General features: G+C 68.7%; 14 protein-coding genes and 1 other RNA gene. 10 read left to right on the forward strand and 5 right to left on the reverse strand.

Features of this window, described 5'->3' with window-relative positions; genetic code table 11:
* Positions 1 to 44: 44 nt before the first annotated feature.
* Positions 45 to 2,378: a winged helix-turn-helix domain-containing protein gene (locus OD750_RS13830; protein ID WP_263542313.1), complete on the forward strand. Its 2,334-nt coding sequence runs from the start codon at positions 45 to 47 to the stop codon at positions 2,376 to 2,378.
* Positions 2,379 to 2,389: 11 nt separating this feature from the next.
* On the opposite strand, the gene OD750_RS13835 is transcribed toward OD750_RS13830, so the two are convergent.
* The 3 genes from OD750_RS13835 to OD750_RS13845 all read right to left on the reverse strand — a co-directional run bounded on the left by OD750_RS13835 (position 2,390) and on the right by OD750_RS13845 (position 5,863).
* Entirely contained in the window at positions 2,390 to 3,748 is a 1,359-nt protein-coding gene (locus OD750_RS13835) for an AcvB/VirJ family lysyl-phosphatidylglycerol hydrolase (protein ID WP_263542314.1), read from the reverse strand.
* A gap of 212 nt (positions 3,749 to 3,960) precedes the next feature.
* A complete protein-coding gene (locus tag OD750_RS13840) occupies positions 3,961 to 5,274 on the reverse strand; it encodes an aminopeptidase P N-terminal domain-containing protein (protein ID WP_263542315.1) in 1,314 nt (437 codons plus the stop codon).
* A gap of 22 nt (positions 5,275 to 5,296) precedes the next feature.
* Entirely contained in the window at positions 5,297 to 5,863 is a 567-nt protein-coding gene (locus tag OD750_RS13845; protein WP_263542316.1) for a UPF0149 family protein, read from the reverse strand.
* A gap of 153 nt (positions 5,864 to 6,016) precedes the next feature.
* Between OD750_RS13845 and OD750_RS13850 the strand changes: the two genes are divergently transcribed.
* The 7 genes from OD750_RS13850 (at position 6,017) to rpiA (ending at position 13,444) form a co-directional block, all read left to right on the forward strand.
* Complete coding sequence (locus tag OD750_RS13850) at positions 6,017 to 10,630, forward strand: EAL domain-containing protein (RefSeq protein ID WP_263542317.1); 4,614 nt, start codon at positions 6,017 to 6,019, stop codon at positions 10,628 to 10,630.
* 220 nt (positions 10,631 to 10,850) lie between these two features.
* Complete coding sequence (locus OD750_RS13855) at positions 10,851 to 11,075, forward strand: TIGR02449 family protein (protein WP_263542318.1); 225 nt, start codon at positions 10,851 to 10,853, stop codon at positions 11,073 to 11,075.
* A 7-nt stretch (positions 11,076 to 11,082) separates the two neighbouring features.
* Positions 11,083 to 11,379, forward strand: coding sequence for a cell division protein ZapA (locus tag OD750_RS13860; protein ID WP_263542319.1), 297 nt, complete (start codon positions 11,083 to 11,085; stop codon positions 11,377 to 11,379).
* Positions 11,380 to 11,385: 6 nt separating this feature from the next.
* A non-coding RNA gene (gene ssrS / locus OD750_RS13865) (6S RNA) lies at positions 11,386 to 11,570 on the forward strand.
* Positions 11,571 to 11,737: 167 nt separating this feature from the next.
* A complete protein-coding gene (locus OD750_RS13870; RefSeq protein WP_263542320.1) occupies positions 11,738 to 12,343 on the forward strand; it encodes a 5-formyltetrahydrofolate cyclo-ligase in 606 nt (201 codons plus the stop codon).
* Between the two features lie 4 nt (positions 12,344 to 12,347).
* A complete protein-coding gene (locus OD750_RS13875) occupies positions 12,348 to 12,797 on the forward strand; it encodes an EVE domain-containing protein (protein ID WP_263542321.1) in 450 nt (149 codons plus the stop codon).
* 2 nt (positions 12,798 to 12,799) lie between these two features.
* Positions 12,800 to 13,444, forward strand: a complete 645-nt coding sequence (gene rpiA, locus OD750_RS13880; protein WP_263542322.1) for a ribose-5-phosphate isomerase RpiA — start codon at positions 12,800 to 12,802, stop codon at positions 13,442 to 13,444.
* A 222-nt stretch (positions 13,445 to 13,666) separates the two neighbouring features.
* Here rpiA and OD750_RS13885 read toward each other — a convergent pair whose 3' ends face one another.
* Positions 13,667 to 14,716, reverse strand: coding sequence for a cyclic nucleotide-binding domain-containing protein (locus OD750_RS13885; RefSeq protein WP_263542323.1), 1,050 nt, complete (start codon positions 14,714 to 14,716; stop codon positions 13,667 to 13,669).
* 167 nt (positions 14,717 to 14,883) lie between these two features.
* On the opposite strand from OD750_RS13885, the gene OD750_RS13890 reads away from it, so the two are divergent.
* The gene (locus OD750_RS13890; protein ID WP_263542324.1) at positions 14,884 to 17,670 is read left to right on the forward strand and encodes a valine--tRNA ligase; all 2,787 of its coding nucleotides are present in this window, start codon (positions 14,884 to 14,886) and stop codon (positions 17,668 to 17,670) included.
* A 152-nt stretch (positions 17,671 to 17,822) separates the two neighbouring features.
* Here the strand turns inward: OD750_RS13890 and OD750_RS13895 are convergent, their stop codons facing one another.
* A complete protein-coding gene (locus OD750_RS13895) occupies positions 17,823 to 19,868 on the reverse strand; it encodes an endonuclease (protein ID WP_263542325.1) in 2,046 nt (681 codons plus the stop codon).
* Positions 19,869 to 20,268: 400 nt separating this feature from the next.
* Here OD750_RS13895 and OD750_RS13900 point away from each other — a divergent pair, with 400 nt between their 5' ends.
* Positions 20,269 to 21,141, forward strand: a complete 873-nt coding sequence (locus tag OD750_RS13900) for a methylated-DNA--[protein]-cysteine S-methyltransferase (RefSeq protein WP_272841958.1) — start codon at positions 20,269 to 20,271, stop codon at positions 21,139 to 21,141.
* Positions 21,142 to 21,213: the final 72 nt, after the last annotated feature.

Raw genomic sequence — 21,213 nt, forward strand, 5'->3', positions numbered from 1 at the left:
TTGGGCTAAAGTAGGATCGTTCGGCTTCGTCGTCGCAGACCGGCATGACCTCAGGCAAGACGTATCGATTCGGGGACTTCGTGCTGCGTCCCGCAACGCGCGAGTTTCTGCGCAAGGGCGCCGCGATCGCGGTGCCGGTGCGCCTGTTCGACTGCCTCGCGTACCTCATCGAGCACCGCTCGCGCGCCGTCGGCCGCGACGAACTCGGCGCGGCCGTGTGGGGCCGCAGCGACGTTTCCGAAGCGCAGCTGACGCAGACGATCCTGCGCGCGCGCCGGCTGCTCAACGAAGGCAGCGGCGACGCGAGCTGCATCCGCACGATTCCGAAGTTCGGCTATCACTGGGTCTGCGACGTCGCGGTCGAGATCGCCGACGAATCGCCGCGCGCGCCGATCGCGCCGGTGCCGGTCCCGGCGCGCGATGACGACGCGCCGCAAACGGTGCCGCGGCCCCGCCGGCCACGGTGGATCGTCGCGGCGGCGGCGTGCGCGATGGCGCTCGCGGCGGCGGCGGCGTGGTTCTACGTACGGCCACTGCCGCCGCCGGCGCCGGCGCCGGAAGCGACCGAAGCCGCGATCGTCGTGCTGCCGCTCGACGTCGCGCCGGACGGCGACGCGGCGTGGGTGCGGCTCGGCGCGATGGACGTCGTCGCCGAACGGCTGCGCGCGGCCGGCCTCAAGGTACCGGCAAGCGAAGACACGCTCGCGCTGATGCGCGCGAGCGGCGCGCGGCCGGCCGATGTCCTGCGCGGCAGCGGCGCCGCATGGCTCGTCTCGGGTCGCGCCGGGCGCAGCGCGCGCGGCTGGCGCGTCGACCTCAAGGCCGCGAACGCCGCGGGATTCGACTACGCCGCATCGGAAGAAGCCGATGAGGTGCTGCCCGCGCTGCGTGCCGCGACCGACGCGCTGATGCGCCAGCTCGGTCTGAAATCCGTGCCGTCGTCCGACGCCGATCTCGCGCTCGAGGAAACCGTGCGGCGCGCGCAGGCCGCGATGCTCGCGAACGATTTTCCGACGGCGCAGCGCATCCTGACGCAGGCGCCGTCGCGCGTGTCGGAACGCCCCGAACTGCGCTACCAGATCGCGGTGCTCGCGTTCCGCGCCGGCCGCCTGGACGACGCCGAAACGGGCTGGCGCGACCTGCTCGACGACGAATCGGTGGCGCGGGCGTCGCCCTTGCGCGCCCGCGCGCACTACGGCCTCGGCGCCATCGCGATGATGCGCGACCGCGCCGACGACGCGGAGCGCTCGTTCGGCGCGGCGCTGACACTGCTCGAAGGCCGCGACAACCTGCTCGAATACGGCAAGGCGCTCGGCGGACGCGGCGGCGCGCGCCTGACGCTCGGTCGGGTTCAGGAAGGCATGGACGACCTCGCGCGAGCACGCGTCGTGCTGGAGCAGTCCGGCGACCGGCTCGCGCTGGCGCGGCTGAACGTCGCCTACGGCATCGCGTCGCTCGCGCGCGATCGCCCGCGCGAAGCGGTACCGGTGCTGGCCGACGCGATTGCGGATCTCGAACCGTTCGGCGCCGTCAACGAGCGCGCTCACGCGTATTCGGCGCAGGTCAACGCCGGGCTCGCGCTGCTCGACTATGCGCAGGCCTCGCAGGCGAACGAAGCGGCGCGCGCGCTGCTGCCGCTGATCGGCGACCCGCTCAATCGCGCCGAGACGCTGCTCGACCGTGCGACGCTGCTGCTCGCGCAAGGACGCCTGGACGAGGCCGACCCCGTGCTCGCCGAACTCGACGCGCTCGATCTCGCGCCGTATGCGGGTCTCGACGGCCGGCGCCTGGAACTGCGCGCGCGCCGGGCGTGGGATCGCGGCGACGTGCAAGCGGTGCCGGCGCTCGCGACGGCGGCCGTCGACCGGCTCGCGCCGGTCGATGCGGAAACGGCCGCCGACATGGTACTGCTGCGCCAGCGCGCGCTGCTCGCGCTCGACCGGCGCGACGCGGCACAGACGGCGCTCGATACCTTGCCCTCGGCGCTGCAGGCGCCGCCCGGCGGTCGCGCACCGCTGGGCCTGCGTCTCGCGCAGGCGGAGCTGCAGGCCGCGCGCGGCGACCTCAAGGCGGCCGAATGGGAATTCGCCGCCGCGGCGGCCGTCGTGGATGCCGGCGACGTGCCGGCGCAGACACTGCGACTGACCGCGTCGCGCGTGCCCGTGCTGCTCGCGCAAGGCCAACGCGACGCCGCCAGCGCGCTCGTCGGCCGCCTGCCCGAAGCGGCGGACGCCGATTTCGACGGCGCGCTGGTTCGCGTGCGGCTGTACCACGCGCTCGGCCGCGTGCAGCCGTGGGCCGACGCGCTGCGGCGCGCGCGGGCGCTGGCGGGTCAGCGGACGATTCCGGCGGCGCTGACGGTGCCGCCCGTGCCGTAGCGCGCCGCGCGTCAGCCCTTCACGGGCCAGTGCGTCGCGACGAGCTTGCCGAGTCCTTCGTAGTCGCCGTCGTAGTGATGGCCGCCGGGCAGCTGCAGCGGCGTCGCCGATTTCGTGTCGAGCGTGCGGCAGATCGAATCGTCCTCGTCGGCGCCGTGCACGCAGAACGCGGGCACGGCCGATTTCGCCAGTTCCGGCGCGATCGGCAGCGCGCCGTCGTGCTTGACGTTGCCGAACCAGTCGCCGACCTTGATCTCGAACACCGCTTCGTCGTCAGGCGAAATCATGAACTGCGCGTCGAGCTTCGCACGCGCTTCGTCGGGCAGGCGGTTGACCACGACCGGCGCGAGGCTCGCGCCGAACGAATAGCCGATCAGTGCGAAGCGCGCGTCGGGAAACTCCGCCGCGTAGTGGCCGATGATGCGCGACACCGCCTCGGCCGCCTCTTCGGGCTTGCGCGTCTGCCAGAAGAATTTCAGCGTCGACAGGCCGATCACGCGCACGCCGTCCTTGGCGAGCGCCGCGGCGACGCCCTGGTCGAGTCCGGCCCAGCCGCCGTCGCCGGTCAGGATGATCGCCACGCGCTGCTTGAAGGGCCCTTCGGGCGCGATGTCGGTCAGCGGCAGGTCGGCGACGTCTTCGGGCAGCGGCTTGGCGCGGCGCGCCTCGCGGCGCTGCCAGCGTTCCAGGCTCGCGACGAGCGCCGCGGGCGGCGCGCGCTCGACGTGCCGGTGCGCGAGAAACGGCGCGACCTGCATCAGTTTCTGCGGCAGGCCGTTGACGCGCGTGCCCGGCGCGAACGGCTGCGGCAGCCACGGCGTCGGCAGATGCGGCACCGGCACGACGCGATAGTGGCGGTGTCCCGCATCGGCGCTCGCGGTGCCCGCGTCGCCGGGGCACAGCGGCTGCTGCAGGCGAAACTCGAAGTCGTAGCCGAGCGTGACGAGGCTCGCGAACGTGCCGGCCGGCGCCTGCGCCGCGACGGCATAGGCGAACGTCGCGCCGGCGTCGAGGCCGACGAGCGTCGGCGCGGTGTAGTCCGCGAAGTTTTCGTGACGCTCGACCCAGTGGCTGACTTCCTCGACGTGCGCGGCCGGGTACGCGCACTTCGCCTTGATGCTGTACAGCTCCTTGAGGTAGCTCGGCAGATCGATGCCGACGACGAGCGCGCCGGCACCGGCGAGCGCGTCGGCGTACGACTCCTCGCGCGCGTTCCAGCCGTCCGCGTCGGACAGGAACAACAGCGTGCGCTGCGCCGCCTGCTCGGGCCGCGCGACGTGCAGGTCGCCGAACAAGCCATAGTGGAGGGGTTCGGTGGAGGCGGTGGCGGTGGTGGCGGCGATCAGGGCGAAGGCGAGCGAAAGCGTCATAAGCGGGCGATCTCGGCTTGTCTCCCTCTCCCCCCAAGCGAGCTTGGGGGAGAGGGTCGGGGTGAGGGGGCGGCGCGTCAGGTTGCGTTCCGCTTGCCGTAGCGTTGCGACGAAATTCAACAGCACGTCCTTGCGAAAAACGAATCTCGACGAAGACCGCGGCGGCGCCCCTCACCCAACCCTCTCCCCCAAGCGAGCTTGGGGGAGAGGGCTCAGGCGCGGGCTGCCATGAACGCCTCGATCTCGTCGACGCGCTTGACCACCGCCGCCGTGATCACTTCCGGCGCGCCGCGCGTGACCACCACGTCGTCCTCGATGCGAATGCCGATGCCGTGCCATTTCGGATCGACGTTCGCGCTGTCCGGCGGCACGTAGACGCCCGGTTCGACCGTCATGACCATGCCCGGTTCCAGCATGCGCGGTTCGCCGTCGACGCGGTAGTCGCCGACGTCGTGCACGTCGAGGCCGAGCCAGTGCCCGGTCTTGTGCGGAAAGAACCGTTTGTACGCGCCGCTCTCGATCGCCGCGCGCACGCCGCCCCTGACGAGGCCCAGGTCGCACAGGCCCTGCGCGATCACCGCGACCGCGGCGTCGTGCCCGGCCGTCCACGCGCGGCCCGGCCGCGCCTCGTCGATCGCGGCGTCCTGCGCTGCGAGCACGAGCTCGTACAGCGCCCGCTGCTCGCGCGTGAAGCGGCCGTTGACCGGAAACGTGCGCGTGATGTCCGACGCATAGCACGCGACCTCGGCGCCGGCGTCGATCAGGATCAGGTCGCCGTCGCGCATCAGGCCGTTGTTCGCGCGGTAGTGCAGCACGCAGCCGTTGACGCCGGAACCGACGATCGGCTCGTACGACGGCACCGCGCCGGCGCTGCGGAACGCGTGCAGCAGCTCGGCTTCGATCTGGTGTTCGTACAGGCCCGGCTTCACCGCGCGCATCGCGCGGCGGTGGCCTTCGGCCGCGATCGTCGCGGCCTGCCGCATCAGGCGCAGCTCGTCTCTGGATTTGTACAGACGTAGATCATGCAGAATATGCGACAAAGCCACGAATTCGCGCGGCGCGCGCGCGTCGGGTCCGCGCAGCGTCTGGACTCGCTTGACCCACGCGATGAGCTTGAGGTCGAAGTCGCTGTCGCGCCCGAAGTGGTAGTAGACGCGCAGACGCCCTTCGATCATGCCGGGCAGGATGTCGTCGATGTCCTCGATCGGAAACGCATCGTCGACGCCGTACGCGTCGACCGCGCGTTCGGGTCCGACGCGCGGGCCGTCCCACGCTTCGCGCTGCGGGTCGCGGTCGCGGCAGAACAGGATCGCCTCGCCGTGGCGCCGCCCGGGCAGCAGCGCGAGCACGGCCTCGGGCTCGGGAAAGCCGCACAGATAGTGGAAATCGCTGTCCTGCCGATACGGATACGGCGCGTCGTTGTTGCGGATGCGCTCGGGAGCGGCGGGGACGACGACGATCGCTTCGGGACCGGCCAGGCGCATCAGCTGACGGCGCCGGCGCGCGTATTCGGCCGCAGCGATCATCGTTGAGCCGGCCCGCGCGGATTCAATGCACGGTCCCGCGGCGCCCGTCGGCCGGCGCGGTCATTTCGGTGTGCAGCAGCAGCACGCCGACGCGGATGAATTCGAGCACTTCGGCGAGCGCCGATTCGTCTTCCTCGGCGTCTTCGTATTCGAAACGCGTGCCGGCGATCGTGCCGAAGTCGCGCAGGATCTCGGCGCTGTCGCCCGACAGGGCCGCGGCGTCGCCGGCCCCCGCGCCGGACAGGCCGAAGCCGCCGAGAAAGCCGCGGCACCACTGCACCAGCGCGTCGGCGCGTTCGGACAACGGCTGGTCGTCGCCCGGCAGCAGCGGTTCGAAGCCGAGTTCGGGATCTTCGAGCTGCCGCCGGCAGTCGCGAAACAGGCGATCGAGCAGCGCGTGCCGGTCGCGTTCGGACACCTGATCGTCGGTGTCGATCTCCAGGCGCTGCAGCCAGTTGCGCGCGTTCGCGACGCCGCCGGCGCACAGATAGCCGGTCAGCGAGCCGTGCAGGTCGCTCGGGTCGACGCCGAAACGCAGGTCCGACAGCGCGAGATCGAGTTCGGCGTGGGTGATGGCGGAGGTGTTCATGGCAGACGGACCGCAGGCTCTTGAGCGCCCGCATTCTATCGCTTCGCAACGGCGCATGGCCGCAAACCCGCGCATCCGCGGCTGCGGCAGCATGCATGGCGCGTGCACAGGCGATTGCCTACACTGCCCGCGCGGGTCGGAGGGGCGAGCTGCATGAACGGAGCGCCACAGCGTAACGGCAGGGCTGCCGTGTGGGTCTGGTGCCGCATCGCGGCCCTCGCCCTGGCTTGTCTCGCCCCGAACATCGAGGCCGCGCGCCGCAGCCACTACTTCGACAATCTCGGCAGCGAACAGGGCCTCGCGCAGAACACCGTGAGCGCGCTGTACCAGGATCGCGCCGGCTTCGTCTGGATCGCCACGCAAGGCGGCCTGCACCGCTACGACGGCTACCGCTTCCGCATCTACGATCACGATCCGAACCGGCCCGATTCGCTGCCCGACAGCTTCGTCACGGCGATCAGCGAGGACGATGCCGGCCACCTGTGGATCGGCACGAACGCGAACGGCGTCGTGCGGCTCGACTCGGCGACCGGCGCCGTCGCGCACGTCAAGAGCGACGAGCGCGCACCCAGGCCGTCGCTGCGCGCGACCAGTATCGTGGCGCTGCGGCACGAGGCCGGACGCGGCCTGTGGGTCGGTTCGCGCGAAGGCATCGATCTCGTCGATCCGGCCACCGGCCGGCGCACGAGCGTGGTTCGCTTCGAACCCGAAGGTCTGCCGCTGCGTCCCCTGCGGCGCTTCGTCGACAGCGGCCACGGCGTGCTGTTCGCGGCGACGAGCGTGGGTCTGTTCAAGATCGACCGCGCGAACGCCACCGCGCAGCGGCTGCGCGCGCCGGAACTCGCATCGACGCTGTCCGCATTCGTCACGCGCGACGGCACGCTGTACGCCGGCACCGCCGACGGGCTGTATCGCGTCGACGGCGACGGCACGGGCGCGCGCAAGCTGTGGCCGCTCGCGCCGTCGCCGACCGCGGTGGCGAACGTCTCGGACATCGCCGAGGACCCCGCCGGCCGGCTCTGGCTCGCCGTTCGCGGCGCCGGGGTCGCGATTGTCGATCCGCACGCCGGCACGAGCGAATGGCTGCACCATCAGCGCGACCTGCCCGGTTCGCTGCCCGAAGAATTCACCACGACGCTGATGCTCGACCGCTCGGGCCTGTTGTGGATCGGCGGCGAGACGCGTGGCGTGGCGACCACGAAGCCGGGCGGCGGCGCGTTCACCTGGCTCGTCGATCTTGAACCGCCGCGCGACCGCATCAACAAGAACGTGGTCAGCGCGATCTTCGGCGACGGCGACGCGATCTGGCTCGGCACCGAGGGCGACGGTCTCAAACGCTACGACCGCACGCGCGACCGCTACGAAGACTTCGGCGACCCGCTGGCGCGCGCGTTCGGCGCCAAAGCGGCGCTAGCCGACCTGCGCGTCTACGCGATCGTGCCGGCCGGCGCCGACCGATTGTGGATCGGCTCGAGCCAGGGTCTCGTCGAACTCGATACGAAGACGCGCCAGGCGACGCTCGTGCCGGTCGACGGACTGACCGGCCCGCCGTCGACGGCCGGCGAGCGCGAAGTGCGCGCGCTGGAACGCGCCGCCGACGGCAGCCTGTGGATCGGCACGCGCACGCTGGGTCTTCTGCGCTGGCGGCCCGACCGGCACGAGACGCAGCGCTGGCGCCACGACGACGCCGATCCCGCCGGCCTGCCGCACAACATGGTGCTCGCGCTGCGCGAAGACCGCGAAGGCCGCCTCTGGGTCGGCACGCTCGACGGCCTCGCCGTCGTCGACGCGAACGGCCGCCTGCGCAACCTGCAGGGCGCCGGCTCGCACCACGACACGCTGTCGGGCAACCTCGTGCGCGCGATCCGCCAGGGCGCCGACGGCACGCTGTGGGTCGGCACGCACAGCGGCCTGAACCGGCTCGACGCGCTCGACGCCGCGGGTGCGCGCTTCTCGCGCGTGCTCGCCGGCGACGGACTGCCGAGCAGCACGATCTACGGCATCCTCGAAGACCGCGCTGGTGCATTGTGGCTTTCTACCAATCGCGGCATCGCGCGCTACGACCCCGCCACGCGCGCCGTGCGCAGCTTCTCGCCGAAGGACGGCCTGCAGGCGTACGAGTTCAACGGCGGCGCCGCGTACGCGGGCGCCGACGGCGAGCTGATGTTCGGCGGCATCAACGGCATCAACCTCGTGCGGCCCGAAGCGCTCGCGCGGGAACGCAGCGTAACGCCCGTCGCGATCACCGCGCTCGGCATCGGCGCCGATCTGCGCGACATCGTCGGCAGCGCGCCGCGCACCTGGCAGGTGCCGCAGGCCGCACGGCTCGTGCGCTTCGAATTCGCCGCGCTCGACTACGCGTCGCCCGAACGCAACCGCTTCGCCTGGAAGCTCGACGGCTTCGACGAGGAATGGGTCGACGGCGGCAGCCGGCGCGAAGTGACATACACGAATCTCGACCCCGGTCTCTACACGTTCCGCGTGCGCGCGAGCAATGCCGCCGGCGTGTGGAACGATGCCGGCGCGTCGCTCGCGTTCGAAGTGGTGCCGCCGTGGTGGGCCGCCGGCTGGATGAAATTCCTGTATGCGCTGATCGCCGCGCTCGTCGTCGTCGCGGTACTCGCCGAACGCCGCGCCAAGCGCGCCGAAGAGCGGCGGCACCAGAACGAAATCCGCGAACGCGAAGACCGCCTGCGTCTGGCGCTGTGGGGTTCGGGCGACGAGTTCTGGGATTTCGACATGCGCCAGGGCCGGCTGTTCCGGCACGGCGCCGACCAGTTGCTCGGCACGCACGCGGAAGAAACGGTGTCGGCCGACGACTGGCGCAACATCGCGGTGCATCCGGACGACCTGCCGCGCGTCGACCGCACGCTCGCCGACCACGTGGCCGGCGTGACCGACCATTTCGAATCCGAGCACCGCGTGATCAACGCGACGGGCGACTGGGTCTGGGTGCTCTCGCGCGGCAAGATCGTCGAACGCGACGCCGAAGGCCAGCCGCTGCGCATCTGCGGCACCGCGCGCGACGTCACCGCGTCGCGCCTGGCCGAACGCGAGCGGCGCATCGCGGCCGAAGTGATCCGCAACATGACCGAAGCGGTCAGCGTGACCGATCTCGACTACCACTTCACCTCGGTCAATCTCGCGTTCACGCGCACCACCGGCTATCGCGAGGACGAAGTGATCGGCCGCAACGCGGCGCTGCTCAATTCGCCGCAACACGTGCCGAAGGTGTACGAGCAGATGCGCGAATCGCTCGGCAACAGCGGCCACTGGCGCGGCGAGCTGTGGCAGAAGCGCAAGGACGGCGAGGAATTCCTGTGCTGGCTCGAACTCGCCGAAGTGCGCGACGCGCAAGGCACGCGCACGCATTTCGTCGGCGTGATGAGCGACATCACCGATCGCAAGCGCGCCGAACAGGAACTGCGCTACCTCGCCAACTACGACACGCTCACGGGCCTGCCGAACCGCACGATGCTCGGCGAACGGCTCGGCCACGCGATCATGCGCGCGCGGCGCAACGGCAGGCGCGTCGCGGTGCTGTTTCTCGATCTCGACCGCTTCAAGCACGTCAACGATTCGATGGGCCACGCCGCCGGCGACCGCATGCTCAAGGCCGCCGGCAGCCGCCTGCGCAGCCACGTGCGCGACACCGACACGGTCGCGCGGCTCGGCGGCGACGAGTTCACGGTCGTGCTCGAAGACATCCGCGACGGCGCCGAAGCCGAGCAGGTGGCGATGACGCTGCTCGCCGCGTTCGCCGAACCGCTCGCGCTCGATGCGGGCCAGGAAGTGGTGATCTCGCCGTCGATCGGCATCAGCCTGTACCCGGACCACGCGCAGGTGCCGACCGACCTGCTCAAGTTCGCCGACACCGCGATGTACCAGGCCAAGGAACACGGCCGCAACACGTTCAAAGTATACACTTCCAACATGGACGCCGCGGCGCGCAAGCGCGCCACGATGGTCGGCGCGCTGCGCAAGGCGCTCGAGCGGCGCGAATTCCGGCTCGTGTTCCAGCCGAAGCTCTCGCTCGTCGACGCGCGCATCGGCGGCGTCGAGGCGCTCTTGCGCTGGCACAGCGAGGAACTCGGCGAAGTGCCGCCGAACGTGTTCATTCCGCTGGCCGAGGAAGCGGGCCTGATCGGCGAGATCGGCGAACACGTGTTCGACCGCGCGTGCGCGACGCTCGCGCGCTGGCGCGAGGCCGGCGTCGACGGCCTGACGATGGCCGTGAACGTCTCGGTGCTGCAGCTGTTGCGCGGCGAACTGACGCGCCGCCTGTGCGAGATCCTCGCCGAGCACGACATCGCGCCGGACCAGATCGAACTCGAAATCACTGAAAGCACGATCATGGACAACGCCGAGCGCTCGGTGCGCACGTTGAACGAATTGAAGGCGATCGGCGTATCGCTCGCGATCGACGATTTCGGCACCGGCTATTCGTCGCTCGCGTACTTGAAGCGCCTGCCGATCGACACGCTCAAGATCGACAAGGAATTCGTCGGCGACATCACCGCCGATCCCGACGACGAGGCGATCACCGCGACGATCATCACGATGGCGCATTCGCTCGGACTCAACGTCGTCGCCGAAGGCGTCGAGACGGCCGAGCAGCTCGAATACCTGCGCGAGCAGGGCTGCGACGAGATCCAGGGCAACTGGCTGTCGCATCCGCTGTCGGCCGACCGCTGCCTCGATTTTCTCAAGTCGCGGCGCGCGGCGACGCCGGATGCGCACGGGGACACGATCCTGAGCGGCGTTTGATGTTGCAAATCCTTGCTCCCTCTCCTCCAAGCGAAGCTTGGGGAGAGGGCCGGGGAGAGGGAGCGGCGCGTCGCACTTCGTCGAGATCGAGGAAGTACATGGCGTCTGCCCCCTCTCCCAACCCTCTTCCCCAAAGCGTTTGGGGGAGAGGGCTTTGGGCATCGCAAAACAAAACCCCGCTCCCGTTGCGGCGTCAATACCCTCTGCTATAGTCCGGCTCATGTCCGCGTCCGAATCCACGCTAGCCGATCTGCGCGAGGTCAGCGCACGCATCGACCGACTGGTCGAGCTGTGTCAGCGCCTGTCCGAGGAAAACCGCAGCCTGCGCCAAAGCCAGGAACAGCTCGCGACCGAGCGCGCGGTGCTCCTGTCCAAGAACGAGCAGGCGCGCATCCGCGTCGAAGCGATGATCGCGCGCCTGAAGTCGCTGGAACAGAACGCCTGAGGCCTCGATGTCCGAACCCGTATCGGTAAGCATCCTCGATCGCGAATTCCTGATCGTCTGCACGCCGGAAGAACGTCCCGGGCTGATCGCGGCCGCGGCCTATCTCGACGGCAAGATGCGCGAAGTGCGCAACGCGGTGCGCGCGCCGGGCCTCGATCGCATCGCCGTGCTCGCGGCGCTCAACATCACGCACGAGCTGATTGCGCTGCGCCAGCGCGACACGATCGAAGCCGATTCGGTGGCACAGCACGTGCGAGCGCTGAAAAACAAGCTTGAAGGCGTGCTCAGTGCGTCGGTAAAATAGCCGCGTCGTTCTCTGCCGTGTACGACAGCGTGCCCAACATTTTGCCTTGTTCCTATCGACTACCCCGGGTTTGCAGTGCTGAGGTCGTTGTGCAAGTCCGCCATGAGCGGAAAGCCTGAGGTCTCGCGAGCTGTCCCACCTGTTAACGGGGTTCAAGGTCGTTCTGTGCGCATCGGCACGGCGGAGGACGTCTCTTTGACGGGCCGTGGCAAGCGTCGAGGTTGAGTTCCTCCGTAAGCCACGTGTCTCCTACAACCCCTGCGTGTACTCGCTGCACGAGTACCCGTCGCCCCCTCGACTCAAGGGGGCTCCGACAGCAAGAACAACAGCCGCATCCTGCATCGCGGCCGGAGCGCGCATGACCGACGTCCAAGCCGATCGCCACGCGCTGCGTGCGCGCATCAAGGAACGCCGCCAGGCGCTGCCGGCCGCCGAGCGCATCGCCGCCGCGCAAGGCGTCGCGGCGCAGCTGGCGCAACTGCCCGAACTGACCGTCGACACGCGCATCGGCGCCTATTTCGCCGTGAACGGCGAATTGAGCCTGCATCTCGTCGTCGCGCAGTGCTGGCGCCGCGGACAGGCCATGCACCTGCCGGTCGCCGGTTCGCGCCGGCGCCTCGACTACGCACCGTACACCGCGCAGACGGCCGTCGCGCCGAACCGCTTCGGCATCCCCGAACCGGAAGTCGACGCGGCCGCGCTCGTTGCGCCCGAATCGCTCGAACTCGTGCTGGTACCGCTCGTCGCGTTCAATCGCGGCGGTCACCGGCTCGGCTACGGCGGCGGCTTCTACGATACGAGCTTCGCGTTCCTGCGCGGACGCGAGCGTCCGGCGCTGCCGCTGCTCGTCGGCATCGGCTACGCGTTCCAGGAAGTCGCTACACTCGCGCCCGAATCCTGGGACGTGCGGCTCGACTTCGTCGCGACGGAACGGGAACTGATCGACTGTTCGGCAACGGAGTGAACCGATGCGCTACTGGCTGATGAAATCCGAGCCCGACGAGTTCTCGATCGACATGCTCGCGAAGAAAAAAGTGGAAGCGTGGAACGGTGTACGCAACTACCAGGCGCGCAACTTCATGCGCGACATGAAAGTGGGCGACGGCGTGCTGTTCTACCACTCGAGCTGCGACGTGCCGGGCGTGGTCGGCATCGCCGAGATCTCGGCCGAGGCGTATCCCGATCCGACGCAGTTCGACGCCAGGAGCGACTACTACGACGCCGCGAGCAAGCGCGAGGAACCGCGCTGGTCGATGGTCGACGTGACGTTCAAGCGCAAGCTCGCGCGCACCATACCGCTGACCGAGCTCAAGGACCGCGACGAGCTGGCCGACTTCGTGCTGACGCGCCGCGGCAACCGATTGTCCGTGCTGCCGGTGACGAAGCGCGAATGGGATTTCATCCTGGGACTGGAGTGAACATGGATCGCGAAGAACAGAAGCGCCTGGCCGCCGTGCAGGCGATGCGCTACGTCGAGGAAGGCGGCATCGTCGGCGTCGGCACCGGATCGACCGTCGCGTATTTCATCGACGAACTCGGCAAGATCGCCGATCGCATCGAGGCGGCGGTGTCGAGTTCGGAACGTTCGAGCGAGCTTCTGCGCGCGCGCGGCATCCGCGTGGTGGACTTGAACGGCGCGGGCACGATCCCGGTGTACGTCGACGGCGCCGACGAATGCGATCCGCACAAGCGTCTGATCAAGGGCGGCGGCGCGGCGCTGACGCGCGAGAAGATCATCGCCGCGGCGTCGCAGAAGTTCGTCTGCATGATCGACCCGGCCAAGCGCGTGGACGTGCTCGGCAAGTTTCCGCTGCCGGTCGAGGTGATCCCGATGGCGCGCAGCTACGTCGCGCGGGAAATCGTCAAGCGCGGCGGCCAGCCGGTGTGGCGCGAAGGCGTGGTCACCGACAACGGCAACGTCGTGCTCGACGTGCACGGCATGCGCATCGTCGATCCGGTGGCGACCGAACGCGAGTTCAACCAGATCGTCGGCGTGGTCTGCGTGGGGCTGTTCGCGGCGCGGCCGGCGGACGTGGTGCTGATCGGGGATCAGGTGATGGCGTAATGCCGAAGCGGCGCGAGTGCGTGCGTCGCTTTGCTCGTCATCCCAGCGAAAGCTGGACTGCGGAGGCAGGATGCCGGAGCGAACATTCGCGCAGCGAATGGCCCGAAGGGCGAGCCGTGGATGCGGCGAGTCATCCAGCCTTTGCTCTTCGTTCGACGCCAAAAGCTGGATTCCAGCTTTCGCTGGAATGACGATCAAGGGCGGGCACGGCGAACGAAAGCCCTACCCCTTCTTGTCGATCTGCTTGATCATCCCCGAAATCCCGCCCTGCAGCGCGTAGGTTTCGAAGCCCATCTTCGCCATGATGAACGCCGCCGCCGCGCTGCGTTCGCCGGTGTTGCAGTAGATCACGTACTTGCGCGCGCGATCGAACTCGTTGACCGTTTCGCGCAAGGTATACAACGGCGTGTTGATCGCGCCCTTGATCGCGCGCTGCGCGAACTCCTCGGGCATCCGCACGTCGAGCACCACCGCGCCCTGCCGCGCGAAGATCGACGCCTTGCCCGGCGTCAGCCAGTCGACCGCCGGCGGCTTCATCACTTCTTCGAACGCGCGCTTGGCCAGGCGCATCAGCTTGCCGTCCTTGATCATCGCGACGGTGGCGTTGCGCGTGGTGTTGGCCAGGAGCGCGTCCTCGCCGAAACTGTCGCCGCGCACGAGATACGCGACGACGGAATCGCCGGTCTCGAGGCTTTTCGACACCGACGCCGCGCCGTCCTTGATCACGTAGAAATAGTCCGCTTCCTCGCCTTCGCGCACGATCGTCTCGCCCGAGCGCACGTCCACCTGCTCGAAGCGCTGGAACATGCGCTCGATGCCCGCGGTCGGCAGCTTGTGCATCACGCGCGACTGCAGCAGGCGAAACACCCAGCGGTTCGCTTCGGGCGACGGATCGTAGTGGCGGAAATTCTCGGCGCGCGAGAGCTGATCCCAGCACAGGATCTTTTCCATGTAGCGCCGCTCGATCTTCACGATCGTCGCGGTGATCGACATGACCGTCGCGGTGAACCGCCGCGGCTGCATGTCGCCGAGCGCATAGCGGCCCTGCAGTGTCGACGCGTCGGTTTCCTTGATCTTGCCGTCGGGGTATTCGCCCTGCACGCGGCCGGCGAGCACGAAGATCGTGTGCTCGTCGGTGTCGCCGGCGCGGAACAGGACTTCGCCGCGCCCGTGCTCCTCGGTCGCCGCCTCGCGCGCGAGCTGTTCGAGATTTTCCGGCCGCAGGGAATCGAGCGGATACAGCTTCGCGAGGTCTTGCGTGTTGACGCTCATCGGTCCCCCCGGTCCTTCGTCGGTCCGGCGCAGTGTAGCCGGCCGTCCGGGCCGCGAAAACCGTGAAGTACGGCCCGGATTTGGGCCGGGTCGGCCGTGCCCGCTACAATCGGGCCTTCCCTTCAGCAGCAAGCTCCGCCGCGATGCGCGACGGGCACAAGGTCACTATGTCCATGGATAGCAGTTTCGAGCCCTCGACGATCGAATCGAAGTGGTACGCGCAATGGGAGGCCAACGGCTGGTTCAAGCCGTCCGGCCGCGGCGAGCCGTACTCGATCATGCTGCCGCCGCCGAACGTGACCGGCACGCTGCACATGGGCCACGCGTTCCAGCACACGATCATGGACACGCTGATCCGCTACCACCGCATGCGCGGCTGCGACACGCTGTGGCAGCTCGGCACCGATCACGCCGGCATCGCGACCGAAATGGTCGTCACGCGCCTTCTGGCGACCGAAGGCAGCCCGGGCCGCAACGAGCTCGGCCGCGACGCGTTCATCGAGCGCGTGTGGCAGTGGAAGGGCCAGTCCGGCGACACGATCGAGCGCCAGATGCGCCGCATGGGCGTGTCCGGCGACTGGAGCCGCACGACGTTCACGATGGACGACGGCCCGTCCGAAGCCGTCGTCGAGACGTTCGTGCGCCTGTTCGAGCAAGGCCTCATCTATCGCGGCATGAAGCTCGTGAACTGGGATCCGGTGCTGAAAACCGCGATCTCCGATCTCGAAGTGGTCAGCGAGGAAGAAGACGGCAAGCTGTGGTCGATCCGCTATCCGCTGACCGACGGCAGCGATTCGCTCGTCGTCGCCACGACGCGCCCGGAAACGATGCTCGGCGACGTCGCGGTCGCGGTGAATCCGGAAGACGAGCGCTATGCGCATCTCGTCGGCAAGACGCTGCGCCTGCCGCTGTCCGACCGCGACATTCCGATCATCGCCGACGCCTACGTCGAGCGCGAGTTCGGCACCGGCTGCGTCAAGATCACGCCGGCGCACGACTTCAACGACTACGCGATCGGCGAGCGCCACCGGCTGACGCCGATCAACATCTTCAACGACGACGCGACGATCAACGCGAACGCGCCGGCGCAGTACCGCGGCCTCGACCGCAAGGCCGCGCGCAAGACCGTGCTCGCCGATCTCGAGGCGGCGGGCCTGCTCGTCGAGGAAAAGAAGCACAAGCTGATGGTGCCGCGCGGCGACCGCACCGGCGAGATCATCGAGCCGTACCTGACGTGGCAGTGGTTCGTGAAGATGGACGGCCTCGCCGCGCGCGGCCTCGAACTCGTGGAAAGCGGGAAAGTGCGCTTCGTGCCCGAGAACTGGATCAACACGTATCGCCACTGGCTCGGCAACATCCAGGACTGGTGCATCAGCCGCCAGCTCTGGTGGGGTCATCGCATTCCGGCGTGGTACGACGACGCGGGCAACACCTACGTCGCGCGCACCGAGGCCGACGCGCTCGCGCAGGCCGCCGCGAAGCACGGCGGCGCGGCGCCGGCGCTGCGGCGCGAAGCGGACGTGCTCGAAACGTGGTTCTCGTCCGCGCTGTGGTCGCACTCCACGCTCGGCTGGCCGAACGAGGCCGCGATGGCCGAACGCGGCTTCGACCGCTATCTGCCGTCGTCGGTGCTCGTGACCGGCTTCGACATCATCTTCTTCTGGGTGGCCCGCATGATCATGATGACGGACCACTTCACCGGCAAGGTGCCGTTCAAGGACGTCTACATCACCGGCCTCGTACGCGACAAGGACGGCCAGAAGATGTCGAAGTCGAAGGGCAACGTGCTCGATCCGATCGACCTCGTCGACGGCATCGGCCTCGAAGATCTCGTCGCCAAGCGCACGAGCGGCCTGATGAAGCCGCAGGACGCGCCGAAGATCGAGAAGGCCACGCGCAAGGACTACCCCGAGGGCATTCCGGCGTTCGGCGCCGACGCGCTGCGCTTCACGTTCGCCTCGCTCGCCACGCACGGCCGCGACATCAAGTTCGACCTCGACCGCTGCGGCGGCTACAAGAACTTCTGCAACAAGCTGTGGAACGCGGCGCGGTTCGTGCTGATGAACGTAGAATCGGGCGCCATTGCGCCGGCGGGCACCGCCGCGGCGACAGAGGCGGAAAAGTGGATTCTGAGCCGTCTGCACCATTGCCTGGCGCAAGTGGAAGCCGAATTCGCGGCGTACCGCTTCGATCTCGTGTCGCAGGCGCTGTACGAATTCACCTGGAACGAATTCTGCGACTGGTTCCTCGAACTCGCCAAGCCCGCGCTGAGCGGCGACGACGCGCAAGCCGCGGCATCCACGCGCCTGACGCTCCTGACCGTGCTCGAAACGCTGCTGCGGGCGCTGCATCCGCTGATTCCGTTCATCACCGAAGAGGTGTGGCAGAACGTCAAGGGCCGGCTCGGCATCGCCGCGCCGACGGTGTCGCTGCAGGCGTATCCGCGCGCGGCGGACATCGCGGTCGACGCCGCGGCCGAGGACGAAATCGAGTGGCTCAAGACGGTGGTGTCGCAGCTGCGACGCATCCGCAGCGAAATGAACCTGCAGCCGAAGCTGACGATTCCGCTGGTCTACGCGGGCGGCAGCGCGAGCGACAAGGCGCGCGCGACGAAGTTCGCGGCGGCGATCGGGTTTCTGGCAAAGGTGGAATCGCAGCGCTGGCTCGATGCGGGTGAAGCAGAACCCGCCGCGTCGACGGCGATCGTCGGCGAGTTGAAGATTCTGATTCCGCTCGCGGGGCTGATCGACATCGGCGCCGAGAAGGCGCGCCTGGAAAAAGAGATCAAGCGCGTCGAAGGCGAGATCGGCAAATGCCACGCGAAGCTCGGCAACGAGAGCTTCGTCGCGAACGCGCCGGCGGCGGTGGTCGACGAGATGAAGCAGCGCCTGGCGGAGTTCACGACGACGCTGGCGGGGTTGCGGGAGCAGGCGGGCAAGCTCGGCGCGCTGTGAACGACACTCCCTCTCCCCCAACACCGTTGGGGGAGAGGGTCGGGGAGAGGGGGCGACGCCCGACTCTACGTCGATCTCGACGAAACGCGGATGCGCCCGCGCCCTCTGTGCGCTCTCCCCCAAGCAAGCTTGGGGGAGAGGGTGCACGCACCTTACTGCTCGAACCCGTCCTCGAAAATCACATCGCTCACCACCGGGCAGTTCGTGTTGTTGAACACGCAGTCGGCCCACTCCGGATGGTCGATGAACGGGTTGCGGTTGTTCTGGTAGCTGAACACCACGTCGTTGCGCAGGCGCTCGCCCGCGTCCGGCGGATCGGCCTGGTGCCACGCGAGCAGCACCGACTTCAAGCCCATGTACGCCGTACCGCTCGTCGGCTGCGCGTTGACGCCGACGATCTGCGAGGCGTTGTCGGTGAGCTCCAGGTTCGGCTCCGGCAGCGTCGTTACCGCGTTCGTGCCGCCCTTGTAGCGCACCGCCATGTACATCACCGCGCGCGCCATGTCGCCCTTGCGGTGGCCCCACACCTCGAAGTTGTCGCCGTTGAACCAGTTCGACTGGCCCGGTCCGCCGAAGCCGTGGTTGACCGTCGTCGGACGCTCGGTGCAGCCGGCGCAGTTGTTGTACTTCGAATTGCTGCGGTCGGAGTTGTAGCCGATGTGCGAGATGTACAGCATGTGGCAGTCGGTGTACGGCGCGTTGACGTGCCCGTTGACGCTGTTGTTCGGGAAGCCGAGCGAATTCGGCCACGTGTGCTCGCGGTTGTAGTTCGTGTTGCCGCCGCCGACCTTCGTATACGACTCGTTCTTGTACACATCGAGCACCTTGCTCGAATCGGACGGATCCTGGTCGGCCGCCTCGAGCACCGTCCACGTATTCGGCGTCGCGCCGGAGTACGGCACCGAGTTGTGGTCCTTGATGCGGTTGTGCAGCCACGCCTTGAGCGCGGGGCCGCTCGACGTGTCGACGCCGGCGTAATAGTCGCCGCCGCTGGAACCCGCCGTGTCGAAGCCGATCACGACGTTCGCCGTCATGTCGTGGATCGTGCCGTCCTGGTCGTGCACGCGGTTGGCGAGAATCGTCAGCGTGCAGTGTTCGAGCGCCGCGAAATCGGTGTCGGGGTTGAGCGTGTAGCTCGCGCCGCTGCCGCCCTGCACCGCCGTGTGCGCGCCGCTCGACGCGCACGACAGCGTGTACCAGTTCGCATCGAGCGTCACCGGTTCGCTGAACTGGATCGACAGGTTGCCCGCGAGCGGGAACGCGCTCGCGCCGTTGGCCGGCGTCGATGTCTGCACCGCCGGCGGCAGGTCGCCGGCCGTCGAGAACGAGAACGTGTGATCGGCGAGCATCGCGTCGGCCGGCGGATCGAGATCGGTCACCTGCGCGGCCTTCACCGTCACCGTGCAGGTTTCGCCCGACGCGAAGTCGACCGTCGGATCGAGCGTATAGCTCGTGCCGCTGCCCGAGGTCACGGCGGTGTGCGCGCCGCTGATGCTGCACGCGATGTCGTACCACGTCGCGCCGAGCGTGACCGGTTCGCTGAACGTGACGGCGATGTTCGCGTTGCTGGCGATGCCGGTCGCGCTGTTGGCCGGGGTCGTCGAAGCGACGCTCGGCGGCAGATCGACCGGCGGGCCGAAGCTCTGCCCGGTGTTGCACTGGCCGAACGACGCCGTCGCCGAACCCTGCCACGCGAAATCTTCGTAGTTGCTGCCCGAACCGGTCAGCTGCAGCGAGGTGCCGGGCGCGGTCGAGTTCGTTTCCGACACGCCGATGTCGACGCTCGTCATGCCGTTGGCCGGGCCGTTCGTCGCGGCGAACGTGCCTTCGTAGCTCAGGAACTGCTTGACCGTCGTCCCCTGCACGAGCGCGATGCCGTCCGGCGCGCCGTTCTGCAGGCCGAGGGCCGGCACGTTCACGGTGCCGTGGCCGCTGCACTGGTTCGGAATCGTGCCGGACAGGTTCAGCGTCGAGTAGCTCGCGCCGCCGCTGCCGTTGTACAGCACGACGGTCCAACCGGTGAGGTCGGTACCGGCCGGCCCGACGATTTCGATCGCTTCGCCGACGTCGCCGGCAGCGGTGGAATCGTCGTAGTGAATCTCGTTGATGAAAACGGGCGTAACGGCCTGCGCGACGGACGCGAGACCGGACAGCGCCGCCAACACGGCGCCCCTGAGCGCCAGGTTGCGAATGGACATCGGGTTAAATCCCCAGCAGAGGTCACGACCCGATGCATCCGGCATCGAATCGACGTTCAGAACCGGACGGTCCGGCTCGGTTGAGCGGGTTCGTAGCGAACCCAGATTTGCGACGCCGCCAAGCGTCGCGCGCGGCGCGCGTATCCGCAGCGCAACCGGCACTCCGGACACCCATGGCCCGGAGGCCGGCGAATATAGCCGGCCCTTATGACAAATGCACGGTGCGGTACGGAAAGACTTTGCCGTATTTCTACGGCGTACAGGCACGCATCCGCCGCCGGTCGGAGGCGCTTGCCGAACGCGGGCCGCGACAGGGTGATACAACGCAAGAAGCGGATATCGGAGCAAGGCCATGCCACGCAAACTGCGCGCAGACCCCAAACCCCAGCGGAGATCCGCCATGTCCCTGCACGACACCGAAACCTCTGCCGCCGACCCGGTTGCGCGCGCGCAGGAACTCATCGCCGCGAGCGAGGATGCGCCGAAGCTCGACGAGCTCGCCCGTGCTGTCGGCCTGTCGGCCGGCCATCTGCAGCGCCGCTTCCGCGCGCGCTACGGCCTGTCGCCGGCCGAATACGCGACCAGCCGCCGCATCGACCGCTTCAAGCGCGCGCTGCGCGACGGCGACAGCGTGACCGAGGCGATCTACAACGCCGGCTTCGGTTCGGGCAGCCGCGTCTACGAAAAAAGCGATCCGCTGCTCGGCATGACGCCGGCCAGCTACCGCCGCGGCGGCGCCGGCATGGCCGTGCGCTATACGACGCTGGCCACGCCGCTCGGCGAGCTGCTGGTCGCCGCGACCGAACGCGGCATCTGCGCGATCCTGATCGGCCGCGACGAAGCCGAACTCAAGCGCGAACTGGCCAAGGAATATCCGGCCGCGCAGATCGAGCGCGTCGACGCCGGGCGCGACGAGTGGCTCGCGAAAATCATCGCGAAAGTGCATGCCGACCTCGGATGGAGCGAAGCGAGCGACGCGCCGCTGCCGCCGTTCGATCTGCGCGCGACCGCGTTCCAGTGGCGCGTTTGGCAGGCGCTGACGCGCATTCCGGCCGGCGAAACGCGCAGCTACTCGGAAATCGCCGAGGCGATCGGCCAGCCGCGCGCGGCGCGCGCCGTCGCGCGCGCCTGCGCGACGAACCGCCTCGCGATAGTCGTGCCGTGCCATCGCGTCGTGCGCGAAGATGGCTCGCTCGGCGGCTATCGCTGGGGCATGGCGCGCAAGCGCCGGCTGCTCGCGCGCGAAGCCGAAGTGGCTCCGCGGTCCGCTTGAACAGTGGCGCTTTGAACGACACGGGCTCGCCCATAGCATGATGAGCTTGGGCGAGTTTCGCCCCACGCACGG

Origin of the sequence: Tahibacter soli (genome assembly GCF_025717065.2) — a bacterium.
GTDB classification, from domain to species: Bacteria; Pseudomonadota; Gammaproteobacteria; order Xanthomonadales; family Rhodanobacteraceae; genus Tahibacter; species Tahibacter soli.

Bases quoted from the DNA above. Each gene is read 5' to 3' on its own strand.
- OD750_RS13830 (WP_263542313.1), top strand. From the start codon at position 45: ATGACCTCAGGCAAGACGTATCGATTCGGGGACTTCGTGCTGCGTCCC.
- OD750_RS13835 (WP_263542314.1), bottom strand. From the start codon at position 3,748: ATGACGCTTTCGCTCGCCTTCGCCCTGATCGCCGCCACCACCGCCACC.
- OD750_RS13840 (WP_263542315.1), bottom strand. From the start codon at position 5,274: ATGATCGCTGCGGCCGAATACGCGCGCCGGCGCCGTCAGCTGATGCGC.
- OD750_RS13845 (WP_263542316.1), bottom strand. From the start codon at position 5,863: ATGAACACCTCCGCCATCACCCACGCCGAACTCGATCTCGCGCTGTCG.
- OD750_RS13850 (WP_263542317.1), top strand. From the start codon at position 6,017: ATGAACGGAGCGCCACAGCGTAACGGCAGGGCTGCCGTGTGGGTCTGG.
- OD750_RS13855 (WP_263542318.1), top strand. From the start codon at position 10,851: ATGTCCGCGTCCGAATCCACGCTAGCCGATCTGCGCGAGGTCAGCGCA.
- OD750_RS13860 (WP_263542319.1), top strand. From the start codon at position 11,083: ATGTCCGAACCCGTATCGGTAAGCATCCTCGATCGCGAATTCCTGATC.
- OD750_RS13870 (WP_263542320.1), top strand. From the start codon at position 11,738: ATGACCGACGTCCAAGCCGATCGCCACGCGCTGCGTGCGCGCATCAAG.
- OD750_RS13875 (WP_263542321.1), top strand. From the start codon at position 12,348: ATGCGCTACTGGCTGATGAAATCCGAGCCCGACGAGTTCTCGATCGAC.
- rpiA (WP_263542322.1), top strand. From the start codon at position 12,800: ATGGATCGCGAAGAACAGAAGCGCCTGGCCGCCGTGCAGGCGATGCGC.
- OD750_RS13885 (WP_263542323.1), bottom strand. From the start codon at position 14,716: ATGAGCGTCAACACGCAAGACCTCGCGAAGCTGTATCCGCTCGATTCC.
- OD750_RS13890 (WP_263542324.1), top strand. From the start codon at position 14,884: ATGTCCATGGATAGCAGTTTCGAGCCCTCGACGATCGAATCGAAGTGG.
- OD750_RS13895 (WP_263542325.1), bottom strand. From the start codon at position 19,868: ATGTCCATTCGCAACCTGGCGCTCAGGGGCGCCGTGTTGGCGGCGCTG.
- OD750_RS13900 (WP_272841958.1), top strand. From the start codon at position 20,269: ATGTCCCTGCACGACACCGAAACCTCTGCCGCCGACCCGGTTGCGCGC.